The following is a 16,611-nucleotide window of genomic DNA, read 5'->3' on the forward strand; positions in this document are numbered from 1 at the left end:
CTCTTAGATTAAAATAAAATAGGGTTAGCTAGCTACAGATTTTTGCTCAACGTTGAAGTAATCTTTATGATCTTCAATCATCTTAGCAATTGTTGCTGCTTTTGTATCAGTTAACTTAAACTCGAATAATGGTTCTTGGTTTTTCTTCGATTTAACCATTTTTTCAGTATAAAAGCGATAAACTAGGCCATTGGTAAGTAAACCATATTTCGCTTTTGTTTTACGGAAGTATTTAGATAAACGGGAGTCGTGTATGTCTAAACTATCTTCATGATGTTTGCACTCAACCAAAATCGTCGGCTCTCCATCTTTCATAATGGTGTAATCAACCTTCTTGCTTTTCTTTACTCCAAAATCTAAAACAGCTTCAGATTGAACTTCTGAAGGATCAAATCCTAAGATTTGAATAAAAGGCATAACTAAAGCATTCCTAGTTAGATCTTCTGATTGAACTTGTGGAAGCATTTTTTTGATTCTTACAGCAAATTGGCCGATTTCGTCTTTAAGTTCCATGGTAATATGTATGTTTTAGATGTATTAATTTTTCGGTTGTACATTAATTAAGCGCTTGCAAATGCTTTAATCACCAGCTTTTTCGCATATAAAGCCTTCATTAAAATGGCGCCATTATCTTTCAATTTTTCAAATTTAATGCATGCACCCAATTTGAAAGTAAGCTATCCGATCCTTAATCTCTACCGCTAAAAGTCCTGAATGTTAAAAATGATTTGAAGCATCTTTAGTAAAAACATCAATGCTTACCGTTTTTGAAGTTTACAAGATTTAAGAATCTAATTGTGTATAGAAACTAAATCTTTCATCAAAATCAACCGTTCAAATACATGTACATTACCTCATTAGAGTTAGTACAGGTATTTATTAACAAACATTGGGACAATTATTTAAACAATGAGTTAAGTCTCTGCTTTGTATTTCTCTTTTATTTTTTCAACTCTTTAACCCAATCTTGCATGGCCTGTTTCTTTAAACTTTTTATCAACAGGCTATACAAACTTGGGCAGGCAAATGTTAATTTAACCTGCACACAAACCTGTGCTGGTTAATTGTTTTTGGCAAACATTTTAAAGATTAGAAAAATATTAGAGGGTAATGATTTTTTTACATCAACCATGGAGTATTTTACACGAACACCCAAGTTCTTTAGACGAAACCATACCCGTTTTTTTTTAGGTTTGAAAGGCCAATACAATCCAATTTTTATTTAACTTGCATTGAAATCATTCCAGCACTCTTATTATAAAACACCATGAATCTAAAATGCGTTGTTATCGATGACGAACAGCATGCAATTGAGGTACTTACCGACCATATTGCCGAAATGCCTGGTTTAACAATCTTCAAGACATTTACTAGCCCCATCCAGGCATTAACAGAAATTAGTATCGATGATGAGATCGATTTATTATTTATGGACATTGATATGCCGGGAATCAACGGCTTAGAACTGGCAAAAAATATAAGAGAAAAAGCTAAATATCTTATTTTCACAACAGCGCATCCAGACTACGCGTTGCAGGCTTTTGATGTTCAATCAGACCAATACCTGCTTAAACCAATATCGTTCGCGAAATTTGCGCTAGGGATAGATCGAATTTTAAAGAAAGAAGCAAATAATGCCAAGGCTGCAGCAAAAGAATCAGATCAGGTGGCTGCCCTTTACATCAAAGGCGATCATAAGTATGCTTTTTCTAATATTGCGATTGATGAAATACTTTACATAAAAGCATTACAAAATTATATACAAATCATTACCAAGAGCGAAACGCACACAACCTATCTTACATTAAAGGAGATTGAAAAGGCTTTAGAAAACCATGCATTCATTCGTGTAAACAAATCAAATATCGTGGCTAAAGCTGCGATTAAAAAGGTAGATGGCAATATCATCCGCCTGGTTAATAATGAAATGATTCAAATCGGGGAAGGCTACAAAGAAGCTTTTTTCGCCTATGTACAGAGTAGTTTATTAAAATCTAACAGAAGTCAATAAATTAAAAACTATCTATAATGAAACTGGTCATAACTGAATGACTCATGTCGCCAGTCGGATTGGTAGAGAAACTGTTCTGAGATTTAACGTTTTTGTAGACGAATACTGTCTTTTTAGAAATTTTTGCACTCGGGGATTGATTTTTCATGATTCTAACAACTAATGTATTATAAATTATCGACAATAAAGCTAGTCATTACAGAGTGGCTCATATCACCAGTTGGATTGGTAGAGAAACTATTTTGAGCTTTTACGTTTTTGTAAACGAACACAGTTTTTTTAGAAATTTTACTTGGTGTATTTTGATTTTTCATCTTGTTAAATATTATAAGTTGTCAACGATAAAACTTGTCATTACAGAGTGGCTCATGTCACCAGTTGGATTGGTAGAAAAATTATTTTGAGCTTTTACATTTTTGTAAACAAACACAGTTTTTTTAGAAATTTTATTTGGTGTATTTTGATTTTTCATCTTGGTAAATATTATAAGTTGTCAACGATAAAACTTGTCATTACAGAGTGGCTCATGTCACCAGTTGGATTGGTAGAAAAATTATTTTGAGCTTTTACATTTTTGTAAACAAACACTGTTTTTTTAGAAATTTTATTTGGTGTATTTTGATTTTTCATCTTGGTAGATATTATAAGTTGTCAACGATAAAGCTTGTCATTACAGAGTGGCTCATGTCACCAGTTGGATTGGTAGAAAAATTATTTTGAGCTTTTACATTTTTGTAAACAAACACTGTTTTTTTTGAAAGTTTCACTAGGTTAGGAGTTTTCATAATAGGAAAGATTTAAAGATTATTGTTGTTGTTATTAATTTCTGTAAAGATGCACTGAAGATAAATTGCTGACCATTTTTTTACACAAAGCATCACTTTTTGAAGATAAAACCACTAATTAAATAGATATAACGCTAAAAAATGACCTTATTTAATACTAGAAAATTGTATCAGAAATATAAACTCCACCTCCTAGTTTGGAGTTTGTACATCGTTTACGAAGTGTTTATACTAGGCTTAGTTACTAATAGTTTTAGGCAGCCTGCAGCTTACTTAGTAGTATACTTAGTAAGTATAAGTACCTTCTACATTTATGCTTTGGCTTTAGAAAAAATCCTAAGGAGTGACACTAAATCGCTTAAGTTTTTGAAAATCACGTTGCTGATAGTAGCAATGATTTTTGCATATGTAATTTCTACTTATATACTCATTTTACTTTTCGAGCAGATACATCTTATCGCTAAAAATCCGGAAAGGGCATTCGATAAAGCATTCATCCTTTCATGTATATACCGCTCATTACTTTACATTGGTTATGCTACTGGTTATGTATATATATTAAAGTCGTTTTCCGACCAGAAAAGAGTCGAAGCGCTTGAAAGACAAAACCTCATAACACAGATAGAAAAGCAGGCCTTGGAAACAGATTTGGTTCAATCTCAAAATAATTTCTTACGCAGCCAGATTAATCCCCATTTCTTATTTAATACGTTAAACTTTATTTATAACGATGCACGTAAAAAGGCTCCGATGGCAGCAGATGCCATTATGAATTTATCTGAAATGATGCGCTATGCCCTGAAACGCCCCGAAGTATCAGAATTGGTTCCTCTGAGTGAAGAAGTAGAGCAAATAGAACATCTCATAAACCTACATCAGCTGCGCACCGCCAACACCGTTAATATCTCATTAGAAATTAATGGCGATTTATTTGGCCTAAGGTTTCCACCACTTATTTTATTAACCCTGGTAGAAAACATGTTTAAACATGGGAATGTATCTCATTCTACGCAAGCTGCGCTTATCAGAATAGAATATAGCCAGAGTAATTTGAACATCAGCACCATAAATATGGTAAATGATAATAAAGGCAAAGAACATGAGAGCCACCACGTTGGTTTAGAGAATATTACTAAAAGGCTAAATAATTTCTACAAAGACGATTACATTTTTAGGTATTATAAAGATCCACTTAACCGATACATTACAGAAATAGATGTTACGGTAAGCAATCCATTGGCGAAACTTAACTCTTTTCAATAGCAGTCTTTCGCTGCAAATCCTTAAGCAAAAAATAATACATAATCATTTCATTCGTTCTCTGTTCTTTATTAAACATCCGGTTCACGAACATGTGGATCAGATCAGTTAGCATTGTTCTTTTTTTACTTTCCTCAGCCTGCATAATTATCTCTGCGAAGGATTTAGCCAATTTGCTAAACAATACCTGTTGTTGCTGATCTAGCGGAATGATTGGTGCCGATTTATAGAGTTGGTATTGTTGGTTAAGCCGTTTATAGTCTGACGCATTTAATTGATGTTCGGTATTGAAACTGTTCGACATCCATTTGACTATTTCTGAAAGCACATCTGAACTGAAAATTTCAGCCTGCTGAAGATAATTTATCAGGTAAGAAGCGTATTTGTACTTGCTAAAACCATCTGGTTGTGCCGGTACAATTGATAATACAAATGCACTGTCGAGCATGAAGTGTGCTTCTACCATTTCAATCGAGGTTACGCCATATCGTTCCAACTCTCTTTTATAGGTCTTTAGCTGAACATCAGATACCAATCCAGCGGTTAAATACGGATTAAGATATTCATAAAACGCTGAGGTAAGCAACGCTGCCTGGTGTTGGTTGGCAAGCTTGAACCTAACCCTCAAATGGTTTCCATTCTCGTTGTAGCGGATAAAAAACCATGATGCGATTTCTGTTGAATGTTCGTTTAAAAATGGATCGATAACATTTGCCAAAATTTCATCACTCCTTTGCTCGTGGCAGAAAATCTCGAAGTAGAGCCACTCTTCTCCCGGAAGAAAAAAGCGCTTTACGTGGGAAGTAGACTCGCCAGGTTTAACAGGTTTATAGATATTGTCTTGATGAGTTAGACTTAGAATAAATTGGGCCAGATAAGGCTTACCATCACCATCCTTAACTAAACTTTCCCCTGGTAAAATAACTTCTTCCAGGTAAATAGTTTGCTGTTTCTGCATGTAACGTATAAATGCAATCAAGTCATCATCACTATCAATATCGAAGCATAAAGTTTGATCTGATACACCTGCTTTGAAGTATTTAGATATGTGTAAAGACTTCAAATAATTTCTACAATCCGTAACACCTATCGGCACCTTCCCAGTATAGAAGGTTTCTCTTTGAACCCGCCATTTCTGGGTACTAAGCAAAATATTTTGAAATTGAAACCTCGGATAGTATGTCAAATCTGGCAATATTGCATCTAATGGTAACGAAAGACTGCAATTAACTGCCTGGTATTGCAAATCACATAGCAATCTGAATACCGACAAATCAGATCTGGTATAATTGTAAGCAGAAGCCATGCGGGGGACTATCCGCTTATTAAGTTTTTTAGACCTTAAAATAACCTGCCCGCCCCTAACCGAAATTTGAATATCTTCTAACGATAGTGGGTCAATTGATGTATCGAAGTTTAAAATTGATAATTGATGGTCGTAAATAAGCTTCCTTCGGTTGATATTATCTACGTTGGTTTCTACCATATAAGCTACATCAAAATATGCAACATCTGGATTAGCATTTTGCTCTATTTGGGCAATTTCCTTGCAATAATGCGCTACTTGTTGACTAGCAAGAGAAAAACGCCCGGTTAATGCATTAGCAGTTGTACCACCAATTTGATCTACCACAAGCAAATCGTCTACAACAGACATCAGTAGGCTGAAGGAGTTAGGTAATGGCTTAGGATTTTCAACTAAATTCAAAGGTAGTTTATTCAAAAACAAAGTTTTTCCAACTTCAAAAGATTGTTTCGAAAGGTATTTCTCGATTTCTTCCTTTAAACTATTATTTTTTTCGACGCCCTTGTTTCGTGTAAATTGAGCTACAAAATCGTCATTTTCACCTGCCTGTTCCAGTTCGTCATATCCAACCCCCATCTCTGGGTCTAAGGCCACTAACAAAGAGATTTCCTGTTGCTCGAATTTTTTTGAAAACCGCTTAACAAATTGCTGAAGCGCATCTCGCTCGCCGTTCCGCACTATTATTTGTAAAAGGTCGATCATATTTGGGATGGCTTTTAAAAGCTTTCCATCAAGAGCTCCCTGGTTTGCTATCCGCTCCGCAATTAAATAGCCCGAAGAATCAGTCGGCTGTGCTACGCCAATTCTTTTGAAATAATCTTCACCGATAATATTGGGATCCTGATCTGTGAAAATCAACTGCAAAGCATGCATATCCTGGAGTAAAGAAAGCAACTGTTGTTCGTCACTTTCCGCTACATGAAGTTTATTCGCAAGATCATTGAACTTAATTGGCACCAAACAAGCATCTAAAACTAACTTTACTTGTTCATCCTTACCAATTTCGGCCAGTTCAAAAATACCATCTGTGCAAGCGATATACCTTAGTCCATCAATGGTCTCGTAGTGGCTACTATTGCTAAATAAGTAACAATTGTGGTTTATTATATCTGTTGGGTTAAATTGTAACTGATTTTTATAGGGCCAATCGATAAACTGATGGACCTTTTCTGATTCATTGATCACGATTTCTTCCGGATTATCCTTAATCGCATCTGTTAAAAGGGTAAAACTGGCAAAAGTTCCGTATGGGGTAGAGCGATACTTAGCTCTGTTGAAATATTTCCAAATGGTGAAATAAATTTTTGGAGGAAGTGTATTTAACTCGTCAGCCTTGATATCCTTTATGGTTTGGTAAAAATCATTAGAAGATATGGCTATTGCGCTTTTTAGTTGTTCCCAAGAAGCTGATAAATTGGCCTGATAAGAGAACTTTGGTGTTCTAAAAATTAGTTTTGGGAATGTATGAAGTTTCATGAAAGGGATTGACGAGGCGAAAATTACAAAGATTAATCTTAAAATCGATTAATTAACTAAGTAAAATGCCAGGTACACAAGGCTAATTCGGCTGTATTTCAGCGAAAAATACCAACAAAAAAAGTCCTAATAGCTTGTAGACCATCAGGACTTCGTGTATAGAATTTTAGCTTTTACTTAATTAGATTGTACAGCTCATCTAATTTCGGAGACAGTACAATTTCAATTCTTCTGTTTTTGCTCCTGCCATCAGCGTTAGCATTAGACCCTAAAGGCTGGAATTCACCTTTACCAGTTGCAGTCATCCTAACACTTTCAACCTTTTCATTTTCTGTTAGGTATCTTACCACAGAGGTTGCTCTGAGCACACTTAAATCCCAGTTATCTTTTATTTGACCCAGGTTATTAATTTTTTGATTGTCGGTATGCCCCTCAACAGCGATATTGATTTCTGGTTGTTGCTTTAATACGTTAGCCAGTTGCGTTAAGGCTTGTTTCCCTTTGTCATCAATAATAATACTTCCCGATGGAAACAATAACTTGTCGGTAAGGGACACATATACTTTTCCGTTTTTAATTTCTACTGTAAGGCCGTTCTTAGTGAAGCCAAGCAATGCTTGCTGCAATTTTTCTTTTAAAGCATTGGTTGCTTCATCGCGCTTGCGCAAAACTTCTTCCACCTCTTTCAACCGCTTCTCTCTGGCTGCCAAATCGCCAGATAGTTTACTAATCTCAGAAGTAGAATTATTTTTTAATTTTTGATAGCTGGCATCCATATCGTTATAACTATTCTGCAAATCCCGAAGTTCTTCCGCCATCATTGTGGTGTCTTTCTTTAGTTTAGCAACTTCTTTTTCGAGATTCTCAATTTTTATTAAACCTTCGTTGAAGGCGGTATAAAGAGAGTCTTTGCTACCTAGTAGAGCCTTATATTTTTTAGGTGACAAAACCACGCAAGAAGTTGTAGCCGAGATAATTAGTAATATTGCAAAAGCGAGAAAAGTATTTTTCATTTTGATACGATAAGTTTGAATTTCAATGTCGACGCGAAGCTAATACGCTATTGGTCTATGGCATTTCGTAAAAATGCAACTAATGGTTGAACCATGCTAAAAGAATTTATCAACTTATCAACTATTGTAGATTTCAGAAACGCTTCATCTGCTAATGGCATAGTGGCTTCAAAGCTCTTTAACTTCAAATATTCGATATTTGGATCTTCCGGATTATATCCTTTGGGTGCGTTTTTAAGCGCATTGCCAGTGCTAAGTTTAAAGTTTGCTTTAAATGCCTTATCATTAATAATCTCCTTAAAATCACCTATATTATAGTCAATCTCTTGCCTAATCAATTTTAGATGCGGTGCCTCGGGCATCCAATATCCACCAGCAATGAAACTTTTACCAGGTTGGATATGAAGATAATAACCAGGTTGGTTACCACCAGTATTTTTCGCAGAGAACCAAATCCCAAAATTATTTTTGTAAGGATCTTTATTTTTACTAAACCTCACATCGCGATAAATGCGCATCAAGCTCTTCTTAGCATCCGTTTCAGCAGATATCAGCGGATCAACCTTTGCAAGCTTTGGAATCAGCGCCGATACCAGATTCAAAGCATCTTGTTTCGCCTCTTCGTATCGATGTTTATTTGCAGCAAACCATTCGCGGTTGTTGTTTTCACTAACATCTTTTATAAAGTTTAATGTATCTTTTTGTAACATATTGATTGATTTACATGATGGAGCAATCGGAAATATCTGTACCTAGACCCCATCATAAAGCAAACACTGCTTACTTATCGTAATACGGTTTATATTTAATATTGGGCGATAGCACGTGTAAAAGTATCATCCTGGAGTATCGATAGTTGAATGGGTAAAGAATAAAACAACCCGCGAATATTACAATGAGGTAATGCCAAAAGGTAGCATCTGTTAAAGGCCCGAAAACAAGGTATGTTGCGAAACTAGCCATTAACATCTCTATCACATTCATGGCATAGCTAACGTACATGGCTGCGTAAAAGTACCCGGGTTCAATCTCAATGCGTTGTCCGCAGTGTGGGCATACTTCTTTAGTATGCTGAATGTTCCAACCATACATGCTACCTGTAAACACATCTCCTCTACGGCAATGTGGGCATTTACAATTAATAATAGCAGAAAGTTTTGAGGTTTGAGATGCCATTTACTAGTTCAAATGAAAGGGTTCCTTTTTCATTTCCAGGTGAACATTTTTTTTGCGGTACTTTTTGTACCACACTACACCTACCACCATTGCCATAATATAAGGGATAGCGAGCAAATAGAGTACGCCTGTATTTAAACCAGCTGAAACGGTATTACCATTCTTAACGCCCTGTTCTGCATTAATGCTACACATAGCACACTGTGCCTGAACATTTAAAGAAAAAAACATTACAAAAGCTAGCGCGAATAAGATAAAAGTCAGTTTCTTTTTCATTGATACAAATATACTGAATAAACGTTTGGAGGAACTTAAAAATTATGTCATAAAAAAACCCGCTGTGAGGAGGGGTATATCGGGAGCGAATTTATAATATTATATACTTCCGGTAAAGATAAAATCTTGATGTTCTACACTTTTAAACTGCGCCATCAATGCTCCTGTTGTTGGGTTAGTGAGATAATGGTGCCAATATTGGTCAACAGACATAAAGGCAACACCATTCAATAAGAACAAATTATACTTGAATATAAGCTAAACTATGCGTTTACCCATAAATAAAAATGAAATGGACAAGTAATTCGGCTTCTATCTGCAGAAACTAAAACCTATTAACTTCGCTAAGGGAATTAATCATGCTTCACCTTGAAATTTGCATCATCAGGAAGGGCAAAGCGTTTAATGGTTTTAGAAATTATAATACGGTGAGATCATTAAGTATACAATTACACCTGTTACAGCAACGTATAACCACATTGGAAAAGTAATCTTTGCTATTTTTTTATGTTTATCAAATCGCTCCGCAAGTGCCCTAACATAAGTAACCAACACAAATGGAATTATAATTACAGATAAACAGATATGGGTAACTAAAATGAAGTAGTAGAGATATTTGATAGCACCCTCTCCACCAAATTTAGTAGAATCGGATGTCATGTGGTAAGCAACATACATGCCTAAGAAAGCAACAGATAAGCAAATGGCGAACTTCATTAGGTTTTCATGGAGCTTTCGCTTCCCGTTTTTGATGGCCCAAACGGCTATGACCAAAACTATGGCAGTTAAACCATTGATAGATGCATAAATAGGAGGAAGAATGGAAAGCGGCTTAACATCGAAGCCTAACTTTCTCAAATTTACACCGAACAAAAGCGCAACAACCAGTGGAATGGCAATAGACAAAACCACAATCCATTTGTTATATTTTTTTTCTACTGAAGTCTTTTCCATGCAAACATTAACATATTTTAAAGGCAATTATCTGCCATCTTTCAAAGTTCTCAAATATTCAGCAATAAGCACTTTAATCTCGTCTTCCAATCTCTCAGTTGCTTGCTGGTTATCTCCTTCGTAAATGCCACGTATGCGATGAAGATGATCTATCAATAGAATTTTATTACTATAGATAAAGGATGGCTTTTGAGGGGTACCTGTGGCCACCACATCGAGCAGGAGACCTTTTCTTATTAAAGGGTAAACTTGAACAGTGTCTCCCGCTAAAAGATCTAGTTTAGCAGACAACACGTTAAACTGATCAGAGAAGTTTCTTAAACTAATTTGATCAATGGCATTAACAGATAAACTTGCAAATCGCACCAAAGGCTTGTTTTCGTAACTACTAGAAAGCCCTCTTATGTATTTATTGGTTGGCCGATCTCCACTTCCTGCATCAAATAGGTTAACAACAAGTATTTTATCTTTATAAGATTTCCAAGATATTGTATCGTTGCTTTGATTTATGAGCTTAAAATCTGGTATCTGATGGTAAATAGTATCAGGAATTTTTTTCCCTTTTACAGAATGAAAAGTAGAAGCAACAACTTTATCTCCAAAAATTGGAAGGCTCTTATACCTATTCTTAGCGAAGTGGGGCAACAAGTAAAAAAACAAAAATCCCGGTATAGCTAAAATGCTTACCAGGATTAATACTTTCTTAATGGGATTTCTCTTCATTAATGATTCATCATATGGATATTCAAAAATCCACCCTCAATTAACATTAAAACAATAAAGTAAATAATGAAAATAAATGAAACAGTCAAAGAAAGTTGCAAGCCCAGCTTCTCATACTTTAAGTGCATGAAATAAGCTACGATATAAAATGCCTTTAAAAGTGTTAAAGCGATGTATACGAAATTGCCAATGTGATGAGACATGTAACCGTTTGGCAATACCCATAGGGCAACAATAAATTCAATTACTGTAATAAGCAAAAGAATACCGAAAACCTGCCAAATTTTTCCTTTTGATAAACCAGCGTGTTCCTCATGTCCTTCTGTATGTGCGTGATGTTCTGACATAATAATATTTTTATAAGATGATAAATTAAACCAAATAGAAGAATGTAAATACAAACACCCAAACTAAATCAACAAAGTGCCAGTATAAACCAACTTTTTCGACCATTAAATAATGTCCTCTTTTCTCGAACGTACCATTAATAGTCATAATTAAAATGATGATATTGATCATTACACCACTAAATACGTGAAAACCGTGAAAGCCAGTAATTGTGAAGAATAGGTTAGCGAACTGTTGTGCTGCAACTAAAGATACATCGCCTGAAAATAAATGCTTCAACTCTTCGGATGAAGGGATTTGTCCCCACCAGAAACCTTCATGGTGTAAGTGGGTCCACTCTAAAGCCTGACAACCTAGAAACATAAAGCCACCAATAATGGTTGCAATCATCCACCAGATTACCTCTTTTTTAGCTTTTCTATGTCCAGCTTCTACTGCCAGTACCATAGTTACCGAACTCATGATTAATATAAATGTCATGATCCCCACAAACACAAGTGGGTAACCACCATCTGCCAAACCCGGTACCGATTGGAAAACTAAATCCGGATCAGGCCAGGTTAATTTGGAAAAGCGCTGAGCGCCGTAGTAGATCAATAATGATGAAAAGGTAAAAGCATCTGACAAGAGGAAAAACCACATCATGATTTTGCCATATTCTACCGACCACGGAGAACGGCCACCATTCCATGGCCCGGTTTTAACTTGATCTAATTGTGATACTGAATTCATTTGGAAATAGTATAATAGTTTGTTAACAAATTTAACGGTTCAAAAGTAAAAAAACATACAGATATATCCATAATATATCTATAAAATGCCAAAAAATAGAGGCAATTTCCATTCGGTAATTGCGTTTAGCTGGTGAAATTTGCTTGTAGCTACCTGCCAATGCGTTAAATATCAATCCAACACCTGCTATAATGTGCAATAAGTGGATACCAGATACCACATAAATAAAAGATATTGCTGCGTTATTGCCTACCAGTGTTGCGCCAGTTGCAACCATACTGCCCCATGCTTTAAATTGCATAACGCCGAATACGATAGCTAATGTTACAGTTAACCACAATAACAATTTCTGCGAAGAATAATTTAGCTTTTTGGCAGCTCTGGATGCTAGCATAAGCGTGATGCTACTTACAACAATCACAACTGTACTATAAATAAATGCATCAGGGAGTATTAATCCATGGCCTTTTCCTTTAGATGCCGAAAAAACCAGGTAATAACTCGTAAACCCACCAAACATAATCGTAGAGGAAACTACAAATAGCCAGATGATGAATTTCCGTGGCTTTGGATCAAATGTATCTTGAATGTTTTCCATTGTTAAAATCATAAATTATTTTGCAATAAAATTTAAAAGTAAACCCAATTGTACCGCTGGTATGTAGAAAAATGAGCAAAACATCACTTTTCTTGCATCGGCAAGGTCTTGGCTTATCAGAAGTTTAAATGCCAACCAACTAAAAATTGCACCTGCAACTAAAGATAATCCCGCTATGTAGTAACCACCAAAGCCATAAAATGTTGGCAATAAACTAACAGGGATTAAAATTAGCGTACTTAAAAATGTAAGCAATGCGGTAACCTTATCGCGTTTTTTTGTTGGTAACAATCTAAAGCCGGCTTTCTTATAATCATCATCGAGTACCCAGGCAATTGCCCAAAAGTGAGGAAACTGCCATACAAATTGAATTAAGAACAAAATGCCAGCGATGTAATAGTCTATCTCATGGAACATTTCGGCTTTCAAACTTCCAAATGCAGCTAAATAACCAATAAGTGGCGGCAAGGCACCAGGAATAGCCCCCACAAATACAGCAATCGGCGACTTTCGTTTTAATGGCGTATAAGCAAATGCATACAGTAAAATAGAAAACACAGAAAGCAAGCCTGTTTCAAGATTCAACCTTCCTAAAAGCCAGGTCCCCAGAAATGCCATAAATACGCCCAAAATCAATCCTTGTCCGGTAGTCATTCTTCCTGCAGGCATTGGCCGATCTTTGGTACGAGCCATTAATTTATCGAGATCTTTCTCAATAATTTCATTAAAGCAGTTTGCAGCGGCGGTAACCAGAAATCCTCCAAAAACTAAAATGAGCCAATTACCCCAGTCTATAGATGGAATATTACCTCTTCCTACCTGCATTTTCTGACCAATTAGGAACGATATAGATGCAGAAAACACAACCGTAAACGATAGCCTGAATTTGATGAGTTTTGAAAAATCCGAAAAAACCTGTTTCAACCTTCTTTATATTATTGTTTATAGGTGCTTGTTCGATAAACCAACAAGTACAGATAAAATTGTAAACTAAATAACAGCGTCGAAAATAAAATATGCACTGCTTGCGCCGCTGGGGGGAAAGCAATGTAAGCCAAAGCAAAACCACTAAGCAACTGAATGAATAATGTAGCGAGTATAAATCGGGCCGTTAATAAAGGTGCAGCCTTGCCACTAAAACGATCTATTACCATCTTGTAAACAATCCCATTTGCAATAACAACTAGAATAGCCAGCTCTCTGTGCAGTACAAACACGGATGATACTTTCGCTATCCATGTGTCCCTGAAGCCATAGGCCAAGGACTTCGCAACAACATCAACAGATTCTCTCACTTCTGTACCCACTATGATTTGAACAATGCTAATCATTAGTGTGAAAAACAAAAACCCTTTCAACCACAATATGCGGTACATAATTACCGAAGGGTTTTGATGCAGTTGTTTAGCGTAGTTATAAGTGTAAATTGATATTGCTAAAATTACCAGTGCCAGTAGCATGTGCAGGGTAACAATCCATTGTGCTAAATTTGTTGAAACCACGATAGAACCTAGCCATGCCTGATATCCTACTACCAGGATGTTTAGGAAGCTGAGTACAATAATTCTCTTACCACTTTTCTTGTAAACAAAAGAGCAAGCGAAGGTAAGCAGAAGAAAGATACCAGCCAATGCACCGACTAATCTATTTAAGTATTCAACCCATGTTTTTGTCGGGTTAAACTCTTCTGGCATTGTAATCGACTGATCATGGCGAATACTATCTGCCAGCGCTGCTTTACCTAATTGCTCAAGATATTTTGCAAACTTCTCATTCTTTTTTATTCTTCCAGCAACATATTTCTCCTTATAATCTGCAGGGAGTTGGTTTACATTGGTAGGAGGTATATAACGATCGAAACATTTTGGCCAATCAGGACAACCCATGCCCGATCCAGTACTTCTTACAATCCCTCCGGCTAGAATAACCATTAATGTAACAATAACGGTTATCAAATTAATCCTAATAAATCGTTGTTCTGATCTGCTGACCATATACCTATTTAGATGAAAAGGGTATCCGGATAAGCAGAAACTTAATCAGATACCCCTTTTGTATGTTAAAGCCAATAATTAGCCTTTATGTTCTTCAACCGGATTGGCTAATTCCCAATCTTGCTGAATTCTCTCTGCTTCTGCATTTCCTTCGAAATCGTGAGGCAAGTTAGAGCTCATGGTTTGCGAGAAAGGAACAGTTTGCGGAATAAAGTCAGCATCATGTCCTGGTTTACTATAATCGTATGGCCATCTGTAAACTGTAGGAATTTCCCCTGGCCAGTTGCCGTGAAGATGTTCTACCGGAGCAGTCCACTCGAGCGTATTGGCTTCCCATGGGTTTTGCGGAGATACTTTACCCTTAAAGATCGAGTAAAAGAAGTTAAACAAGAATGCAACTTGTGCGAGTGCTGCCATAATAGCTGCCCAGGTTACAAATACATTCACTGTTAACCATTTTTTCATAAACTCAAATTCCGTAAAAGCATAGTAACGACGTGGTACGCCATCTAAACCCAAGAAGTGTAACGGGAAGAACACCAGGTAAGCAGCGATAAATGTTAACCAAAAGTGCAAATAGCCCAACTTGGCATTCATCATCTTGCCAAACATCTTTGGAAACCAGTGATACACACCTGCAAGCATACCGAAGATAGCCGCCGATCCCATTACCAAGTGAAAGTGAGCAACAACAAAGTAAGTATCGTGTAGGTTAATATCTAAAGATGCATTCCCTAAAAAGATACCGGTTAAACCACCTGAGATAAAGAACGAAACTAAGCCGATAGCAAACAGCATTGCTGGGGTAAAACGAATATTACCTCTCCAAAGTGTAGCCAGATAATTAAAAGTTTTAACCGCTGATGGAACAGCAATGATCAGGGTAGTAATCATAAACACACCGCCCAATAAAGGATTCATCCCAGTTACAAACATGTGGTGTCCCCAAACTATAAATGATAATACAGTGATACCAATTAATGAATAAACCATTGCATGGTAACCGAAAATTGGCTTACGCGAGTTTACCGAAATTACCTCTGATGAAATACCTAAAGCAGGCATAATTACGATGTATACTTCTGGGTGACCTAAGAACCAGAATAAGTGCTGCCATAAAATTGGTGAACCGCCCTCATTTGGTAAAATAGTTGTACCCATTACAATATCAGACAAGTAAAAACTTGTTCCAAAACTACGGTCGAATACCATAAGCACCACACCAGCTACAAGAACCGGGAAAGATAGGATTCCTAAAATTGCAGTTAGAAAGAAAGCCCAAATGGTTAATGGCATTTTCCAAAGATCCATCCCTTTGGTACGCATATTTAAAATGGTACTTACGTAGTTGATACCACCCATTAAAGACGAGGCTACGAATAGAACCATACTTATCAACCATAAAGTCATACCTAAACCAGAACCAGGCATCGCTGTCTCAACTACAGATAGTGGCGGATAAACGGTCCAACCGCCAGAGGCAGGGCCAGTTTGGATGAAGAAAGAAGACATCATTACCACGCAAGCCATAAAGAAAAACCAGTATGAAAGCATGTTTAAGAATGGCGATGCCATATCTCTTGCACCAATTTGAAGCGGAATGAGCAAGTTACTAAAGGTACCGCTCAACCCTGCTGTTAGTACAAAGAATACCATGATGGTACCGTGAATCGTTACCAGTGCCAGGTAAAAATCTGGCTTAATTCTGCCACCCTCTGCCCATTTACCTAAGAAGGTTTCTAAGAAAGGGAAGTTTTGATCTGGCCAAGCCAATTGAATACGGAATAAGATCGATAAGCCCATTGCTATAACAGCCATGATAATACCCGTAATTAGGAATTGCTTAGCAATCATTTTATGATCCATGCTGAAGATATACTTCGAGATCAGGGTCTCTTTGTGATGACCATGATCAGCGTGATCGTGTGTGTGTTCGTCGTGTAATGCTATTGTTGACAT

General features: G+C 36.5%; 21 protein-coding genes. 2 read left to right on the top strand and 19 right to left on the bottom strand.

Annotation, left to right across the window (positions count from 1 at the left end; translation table 11 throughout):
• Nucleotides 1–24 precede the first annotated feature (24 nt).
• Complete coding sequence (locus OQ268_RS01860; protein ID WP_265854360.1) at nucleotides 25–513, bottom strand: type I restriction enzyme HsdR N-terminal domain-containing protein; 489 nt, start codon at nucleotides 511–513, stop codon at nucleotides 25–27.
• 754 nt (nucleotides 514–1,267) lie between these two features.
• On the opposite strand from OQ268_RS01860, the gene OQ268_RS01865 reads away from it, so the two are divergent.
• The gene (locus OQ268_RS01865) at nucleotides 1,268–2,011 is read left to right on the top strand and encodes a LytR/AlgR family response regulator transcription factor (RefSeq protein WP_265854361.1); all 744 of its coding nucleotides are present in this window, start codon (nucleotides 1,268–1,270) and stop codon (nucleotides 2,009–2,011) included.
• Nucleotide 2,012: 1 nt separating this feature from the next.
• Here OQ268_RS01865 and OQ268_RS01870 read toward each other — a convergent pair whose 3' ends face one another.
• From OQ268_RS01870 to OQ268_RS01890, 5 genes are read right to left on the bottom strand one after another with little or no spacing between them, the layout of a single operon-like run.
• Nucleotides 2,013–2,159, bottom strand: coding sequence for a hypothetical protein (locus tag OQ268_RS01870; RefSeq protein WP_265854362.1), 147 nt, complete (start codon nucleotides 2,157–2,159; stop codon nucleotides 2,013–2,015).
• Between the two features lie 19 nt (nucleotides 2,160–2,178).
• Complete coding sequence (locus OQ268_RS01875; protein WP_265854363.1) at nucleotides 2,179–2,325, bottom strand: hypothetical protein; 147 nt, start codon at nucleotides 2,323–2,325, stop codon at nucleotides 2,179–2,181.
• A gap of 11 nt (nucleotides 2,326–2,336) precedes the next feature.
• Nucleotides 2,337–2,483, bottom strand: coding sequence for a hypothetical protein (locus OQ268_RS01880; RefSeq protein WP_265854364.1), 147 nt, complete (start codon nucleotides 2,481–2,483; stop codon nucleotides 2,337–2,339).
• 11 nt (nucleotides 2,484–2,494) lie between these two features.
• Nucleotides 2,495–2,641: a hypothetical protein gene (locus tag OQ268_RS01885; protein WP_265854364.1), complete on the bottom strand. Its 147-nt coding sequence runs from the start codon at nucleotides 2,639–2,641 to the stop codon at nucleotides 2,495–2,497.
• A gap of 11 nt (nucleotides 2,642–2,652) precedes the next feature.
• Nucleotides 2,653–2,796 (bottom strand): hypothetical protein, encoded by a 144-nt coding sequence (locus tag OQ268_RS01890; RefSeq protein ID WP_265854365.1) that lies wholly within the window; start codon nucleotides 2,794–2,796, stop codon nucleotides 2,653–2,655.
• A 141-nt stretch (nucleotides 2,797–2,937) separates the two neighbouring features.
• On the opposite strand from OQ268_RS01890, the gene OQ268_RS01895 reads away from it, so the two are divergent.
• Complete coding sequence (locus tag OQ268_RS01895; protein ID WP_265854366.1) at nucleotides 2,938–4,059, top strand: sensor histidine kinase; 1,122 nt, start codon at nucleotides 2,938–2,940, stop codon at nucleotides 4,057–4,059.
• Here OQ268_RS01895 and OQ268_RS01900 read toward each other — a convergent pair.
• The 13 genes from OQ268_RS01900 to OQ268_RS01960 all read right to left on the bottom strand — a co-directional run bounded on the left by OQ268_RS01900 (nucleotide 4,043) and on the right by OQ268_RS01960 (nucleotide 16,611).
• Nucleotides 4,043–6,838: a lantibiotic dehydratase gene (locus OQ268_RS01900; RefSeq protein ID WP_265854367.1), complete on the bottom strand. Its 2,796-nt coding sequence runs from the start codon at nucleotides 6,836–6,838 to the stop codon at nucleotides 4,043–4,045. The genes OQ268_RS01895 and OQ268_RS01900 overlap by 17 nt on opposite strands.
• Before the next feature lie 173 nt (nucleotides 6,839–7,011).
• Nucleotides 7,012–7,851, bottom strand: coding sequence for an OmpA/MotB family protein (locus OQ268_RS01905; RefSeq protein WP_265854368.1), 840 nt, complete (start codon nucleotides 7,849–7,851; stop codon nucleotides 7,012–7,014).
• Between the two features lie 47 nt (nucleotides 7,852–7,898).
• Nucleotides 7,899–8,561 carry a DUF2461 domain-containing protein gene (locus OQ268_RS01910; protein WP_265854369.1) on the bottom strand — a complete coding sequence of 221 codons (663 nt, stop codon included), beginning with the start codon at nucleotides 8,559–8,561 and terminating at the stop codon, nucleotides 7,899–7,901.
• Nucleotides 8,562–8,631: 70 nt separating this feature from the next.
• Nucleotides 8,632–9,027 carry a DUF983 domain-containing protein gene (locus OQ268_RS01915; protein WP_265854370.1) on the bottom strand — a complete coding sequence of 132 codons (396 nt, stop codon included), beginning with the start codon at nucleotides 9,025–9,027 and terminating at the stop codon, nucleotides 8,632–8,634.
• Nucleotides 9,028–9,030: 3 nt separating this feature from the next.
• Nucleotides 9,031–9,303 (bottom strand): hypothetical protein, encoded by a 273-nt coding sequence (locus tag OQ268_RS01920; protein WP_265854371.1) that lies wholly within the window; start codon nucleotides 9,301–9,303, stop codon nucleotides 9,031–9,033.
• A gap of 411 nt (nucleotides 9,304–9,714) precedes the next feature.
• Nucleotides 9,715–10,257, bottom strand: coding sequence for a DUF420 domain-containing protein (locus OQ268_RS01925; protein ID WP_265854372.1), 543 nt, complete (start codon nucleotides 10,255–10,257; stop codon nucleotides 9,715–9,717).
• A gap of 27 nt (nucleotides 10,258–10,284) precedes the next feature.
• Entirely contained in the window at nucleotides 10,285–10,980 is a 696-nt protein-coding gene (locus OQ268_RS01930) for an SCO family protein (RefSeq protein WP_265854373.1), read from the bottom strand.
• The gene (locus OQ268_RS01935) at nucleotides 10,980–11,327 is read right to left on the bottom strand and encodes a cytochrome C oxidase subunit IV family protein (protein ID WP_265854374.1); all 348 of its coding nucleotides are present in this window, start codon (nucleotides 11,325–11,327) and stop codon (nucleotides 10,980–10,982) included. Before OQ268_RS01935 ends, OQ268_RS01930 begins: the two co-directional genes overlap by 1 nt.
• A gap of 25 nt (nucleotides 11,328–11,352) precedes the next feature.
• The gene (locus OQ268_RS01940) at nucleotides 11,353–12,060 is read right to left on the bottom strand and encodes a cytochrome c oxidase subunit 3 (RefSeq protein WP_265854375.1); all 708 of its coding nucleotides are present in this window, start codon (nucleotides 12,058–12,060) and stop codon (nucleotides 11,353–11,355) included.
• A gap of 31 nt (nucleotides 12,061–12,091) precedes the next feature.
• Nucleotides 12,092–12,658, bottom strand: a complete 567-nt coding sequence (locus OQ268_RS01945) for a cytochrome c oxidase subunit 3 (protein WP_265854376.1) — start codon at nucleotides 12,656–12,658, stop codon at nucleotides 12,092–12,094.
• Nucleotides 12,659–12,673: 15 nt separating this feature from the next.
• On the bottom strand, nucleotides 12,674–13,582 hold the full coding sequence (gene cyoE / locus OQ268_RS01950; protein WP_265854377.1) for a heme o synthase: 909 nt from the start codon (nucleotides 13,580–13,582) through the stop codon (nucleotides 12,674–12,676).
• A gap of 11 nt (nucleotides 13,583–13,593) precedes the next feature.
• Nucleotides 13,594–14,652 carry a COX15/CtaA family protein gene (locus tag OQ268_RS01955; protein ID WP_265854378.1) on the bottom strand — a complete coding sequence of 353 codons (1,059 nt, stop codon included), beginning with the start codon at nucleotides 14,650–14,652 and terminating at the stop codon, nucleotides 13,594–13,596.
• A 78-nt stretch (nucleotides 14,653–14,730) separates the two neighbouring features.
• The gene (locus OQ268_RS01960; RefSeq protein ID WP_265854379.1) at nucleotides 14,731–16,611 is read right to left on the bottom strand and encodes a cytochrome c oxidase subunit I; all 1,881 of its coding nucleotides are present in this window, start codon (nucleotides 16,609–16,611) and stop codon (nucleotides 14,731–14,733) included.

Origin of the sequence: Pedobacter sandarakinus, assembly GCF_026240095.1 — a bacterium.
Classification (GTDB): Bacteria; Bacteroidota; Bacteroidia; order Sphingobacteriales; family Sphingobacteriaceae; genus Pedobacter; species Pedobacter sandarakinus.

What these genes read in the sequence shown, in the direction of transcription:
- OQ268_RS01935 (WP_265854374.1), bottom strand. Translation starts at nt 11,327, where the DNA reads ATGTCAGAACATCACGCACATACAGAAGGACATGAGGAACACGCTGGT.
- OQ268_RS01880 (WP_265854364.1), bottom strand. Translation starts at nt 2,483, where the DNA reads ATGAAAAATCAAAATACACCAAATAAAATTTCTAAAAAAACTGTGTTT.
- OQ268_RS01875 (WP_265854363.1), bottom strand. Translation starts at nt 2,325, where the DNA reads ATGAAAAATCAAAATACACCAAGTAAAATTTCTAAAAAAACTGTGTTC.
- OQ268_RS01920 (WP_265854371.1), bottom strand. Translation starts at nt 9,303, where the DNA reads ATGAAAAAGAAACTGACTTTTATCTTATTCGCGCTAGCTTTTGTAATG.
- OQ268_RS01860 (WP_265854360.1), bottom strand. Translation starts at nt 513, where the DNA reads ATGGAACTTAAAGACGAAATCGGCCAATTTGCTGTAAGAATCAAAAAA.
- OQ268_RS01910 (WP_265854369.1), bottom strand. Translation starts at nt 8,561, where the DNA reads ATGTTACAAAAAGATACATTAAACTTTATAAAAGATGTTAGTGAAAAC.
- OQ268_RS01870 (WP_265854362.1), bottom strand. Translation starts at nt 2,159, where the DNA reads ATGAAAAATCAATCCCCGAGTGCAAAAATTTCTAAAAAGACAGTATTC.
- OQ268_RS01915 (WP_265854370.1), bottom strand. Translation starts at nt 9,027, where the DNA reads ATGGCATCTCAAACCTCAAAACTTTCTGCTATTATTAATTGTAAATGC.
- OQ268_RS01945 (WP_265854376.1), bottom strand. Translation starts at nt 12,658, where the DNA reads ATGGAAAACATTCAAGATACATTTGATCCAAAGCCACGGAAATTCATC.
- OQ268_RS01885 (WP_265854364.1), bottom strand. Translation starts at nt 2,641, where the DNA reads ATGAAAAATCAAAATACACCAAATAAAATTTCTAAAAAAACAGTGTTT.
- OQ268_RS01895 (WP_265854366.1), top strand. Translation starts at nt 2,938, where the DNA reads ATGACCTTATTTAATACTAGAAAATTGTATCAGAAATATAAACTCCAC.
- OQ268_RS01905 (WP_265854368.1), bottom strand. Translation starts at nt 7,851, where the DNA reads ATGAAAAATACTTTTCTCGCTTTTGCAATATTACTAATTATCTCGGCT.
- OQ268_RS01930 (WP_265854373.1), bottom strand. Translation starts at nt 10,980, where the DNA reads ATGAAGAGAAATCCCATTAAGAAAGTATTAATCCTGGTAAGCATTTTA.
- OQ268_RS01955 (WP_265854378.1), bottom strand. Translation starts at nt 14,652, where the DNA reads ATGGTCAGCAGATCAGAACAACGATTTATTAGGATTAATTTGATAACC.
- OQ268_RS01890 (WP_265854365.1), bottom strand. Translation starts at nt 2,796, where the DNA reads ATGAAAACTCCTAACCTAGTGAAACTTTCAAAAAAAACAGTGTTTGTT.
- OQ268_RS01940 (WP_265854375.1), bottom strand. Translation starts at nt 12,060, where the DNA reads ATGAATTCAGTATCACAATTAGATCAAGTTAAAACCGGGCCATGGAAT.
- OQ268_RS01960 (WP_265854379.1), bottom strand. Translation starts at nt 16,611, where the DNA reads ATGTCAACAATAGCATTACACGACGAACACACACACGATCACGCTGAT.
- OQ268_RS01925 (WP_265854372.1), bottom strand. Translation starts at nt 10,257, where the DNA reads ATGGAAAAGACTTCAGTAGAAAAAAAATATAACAAATGGATTGTGGTT.
- OQ268_RS01900 (WP_265854367.1), bottom strand. Translation starts at nt 6,838, where the DNA reads ATGAAACTTCATACATTCCCAAAACTAATTTTTAGAACACCAAAGTTC.
- OQ268_RS01865 (WP_265854361.1), top strand. Translation starts at nt 1,268, where the DNA reads ATGAATCTAAAATGCGTTGTTATCGATGACGAACAGCATGCAATTGAG.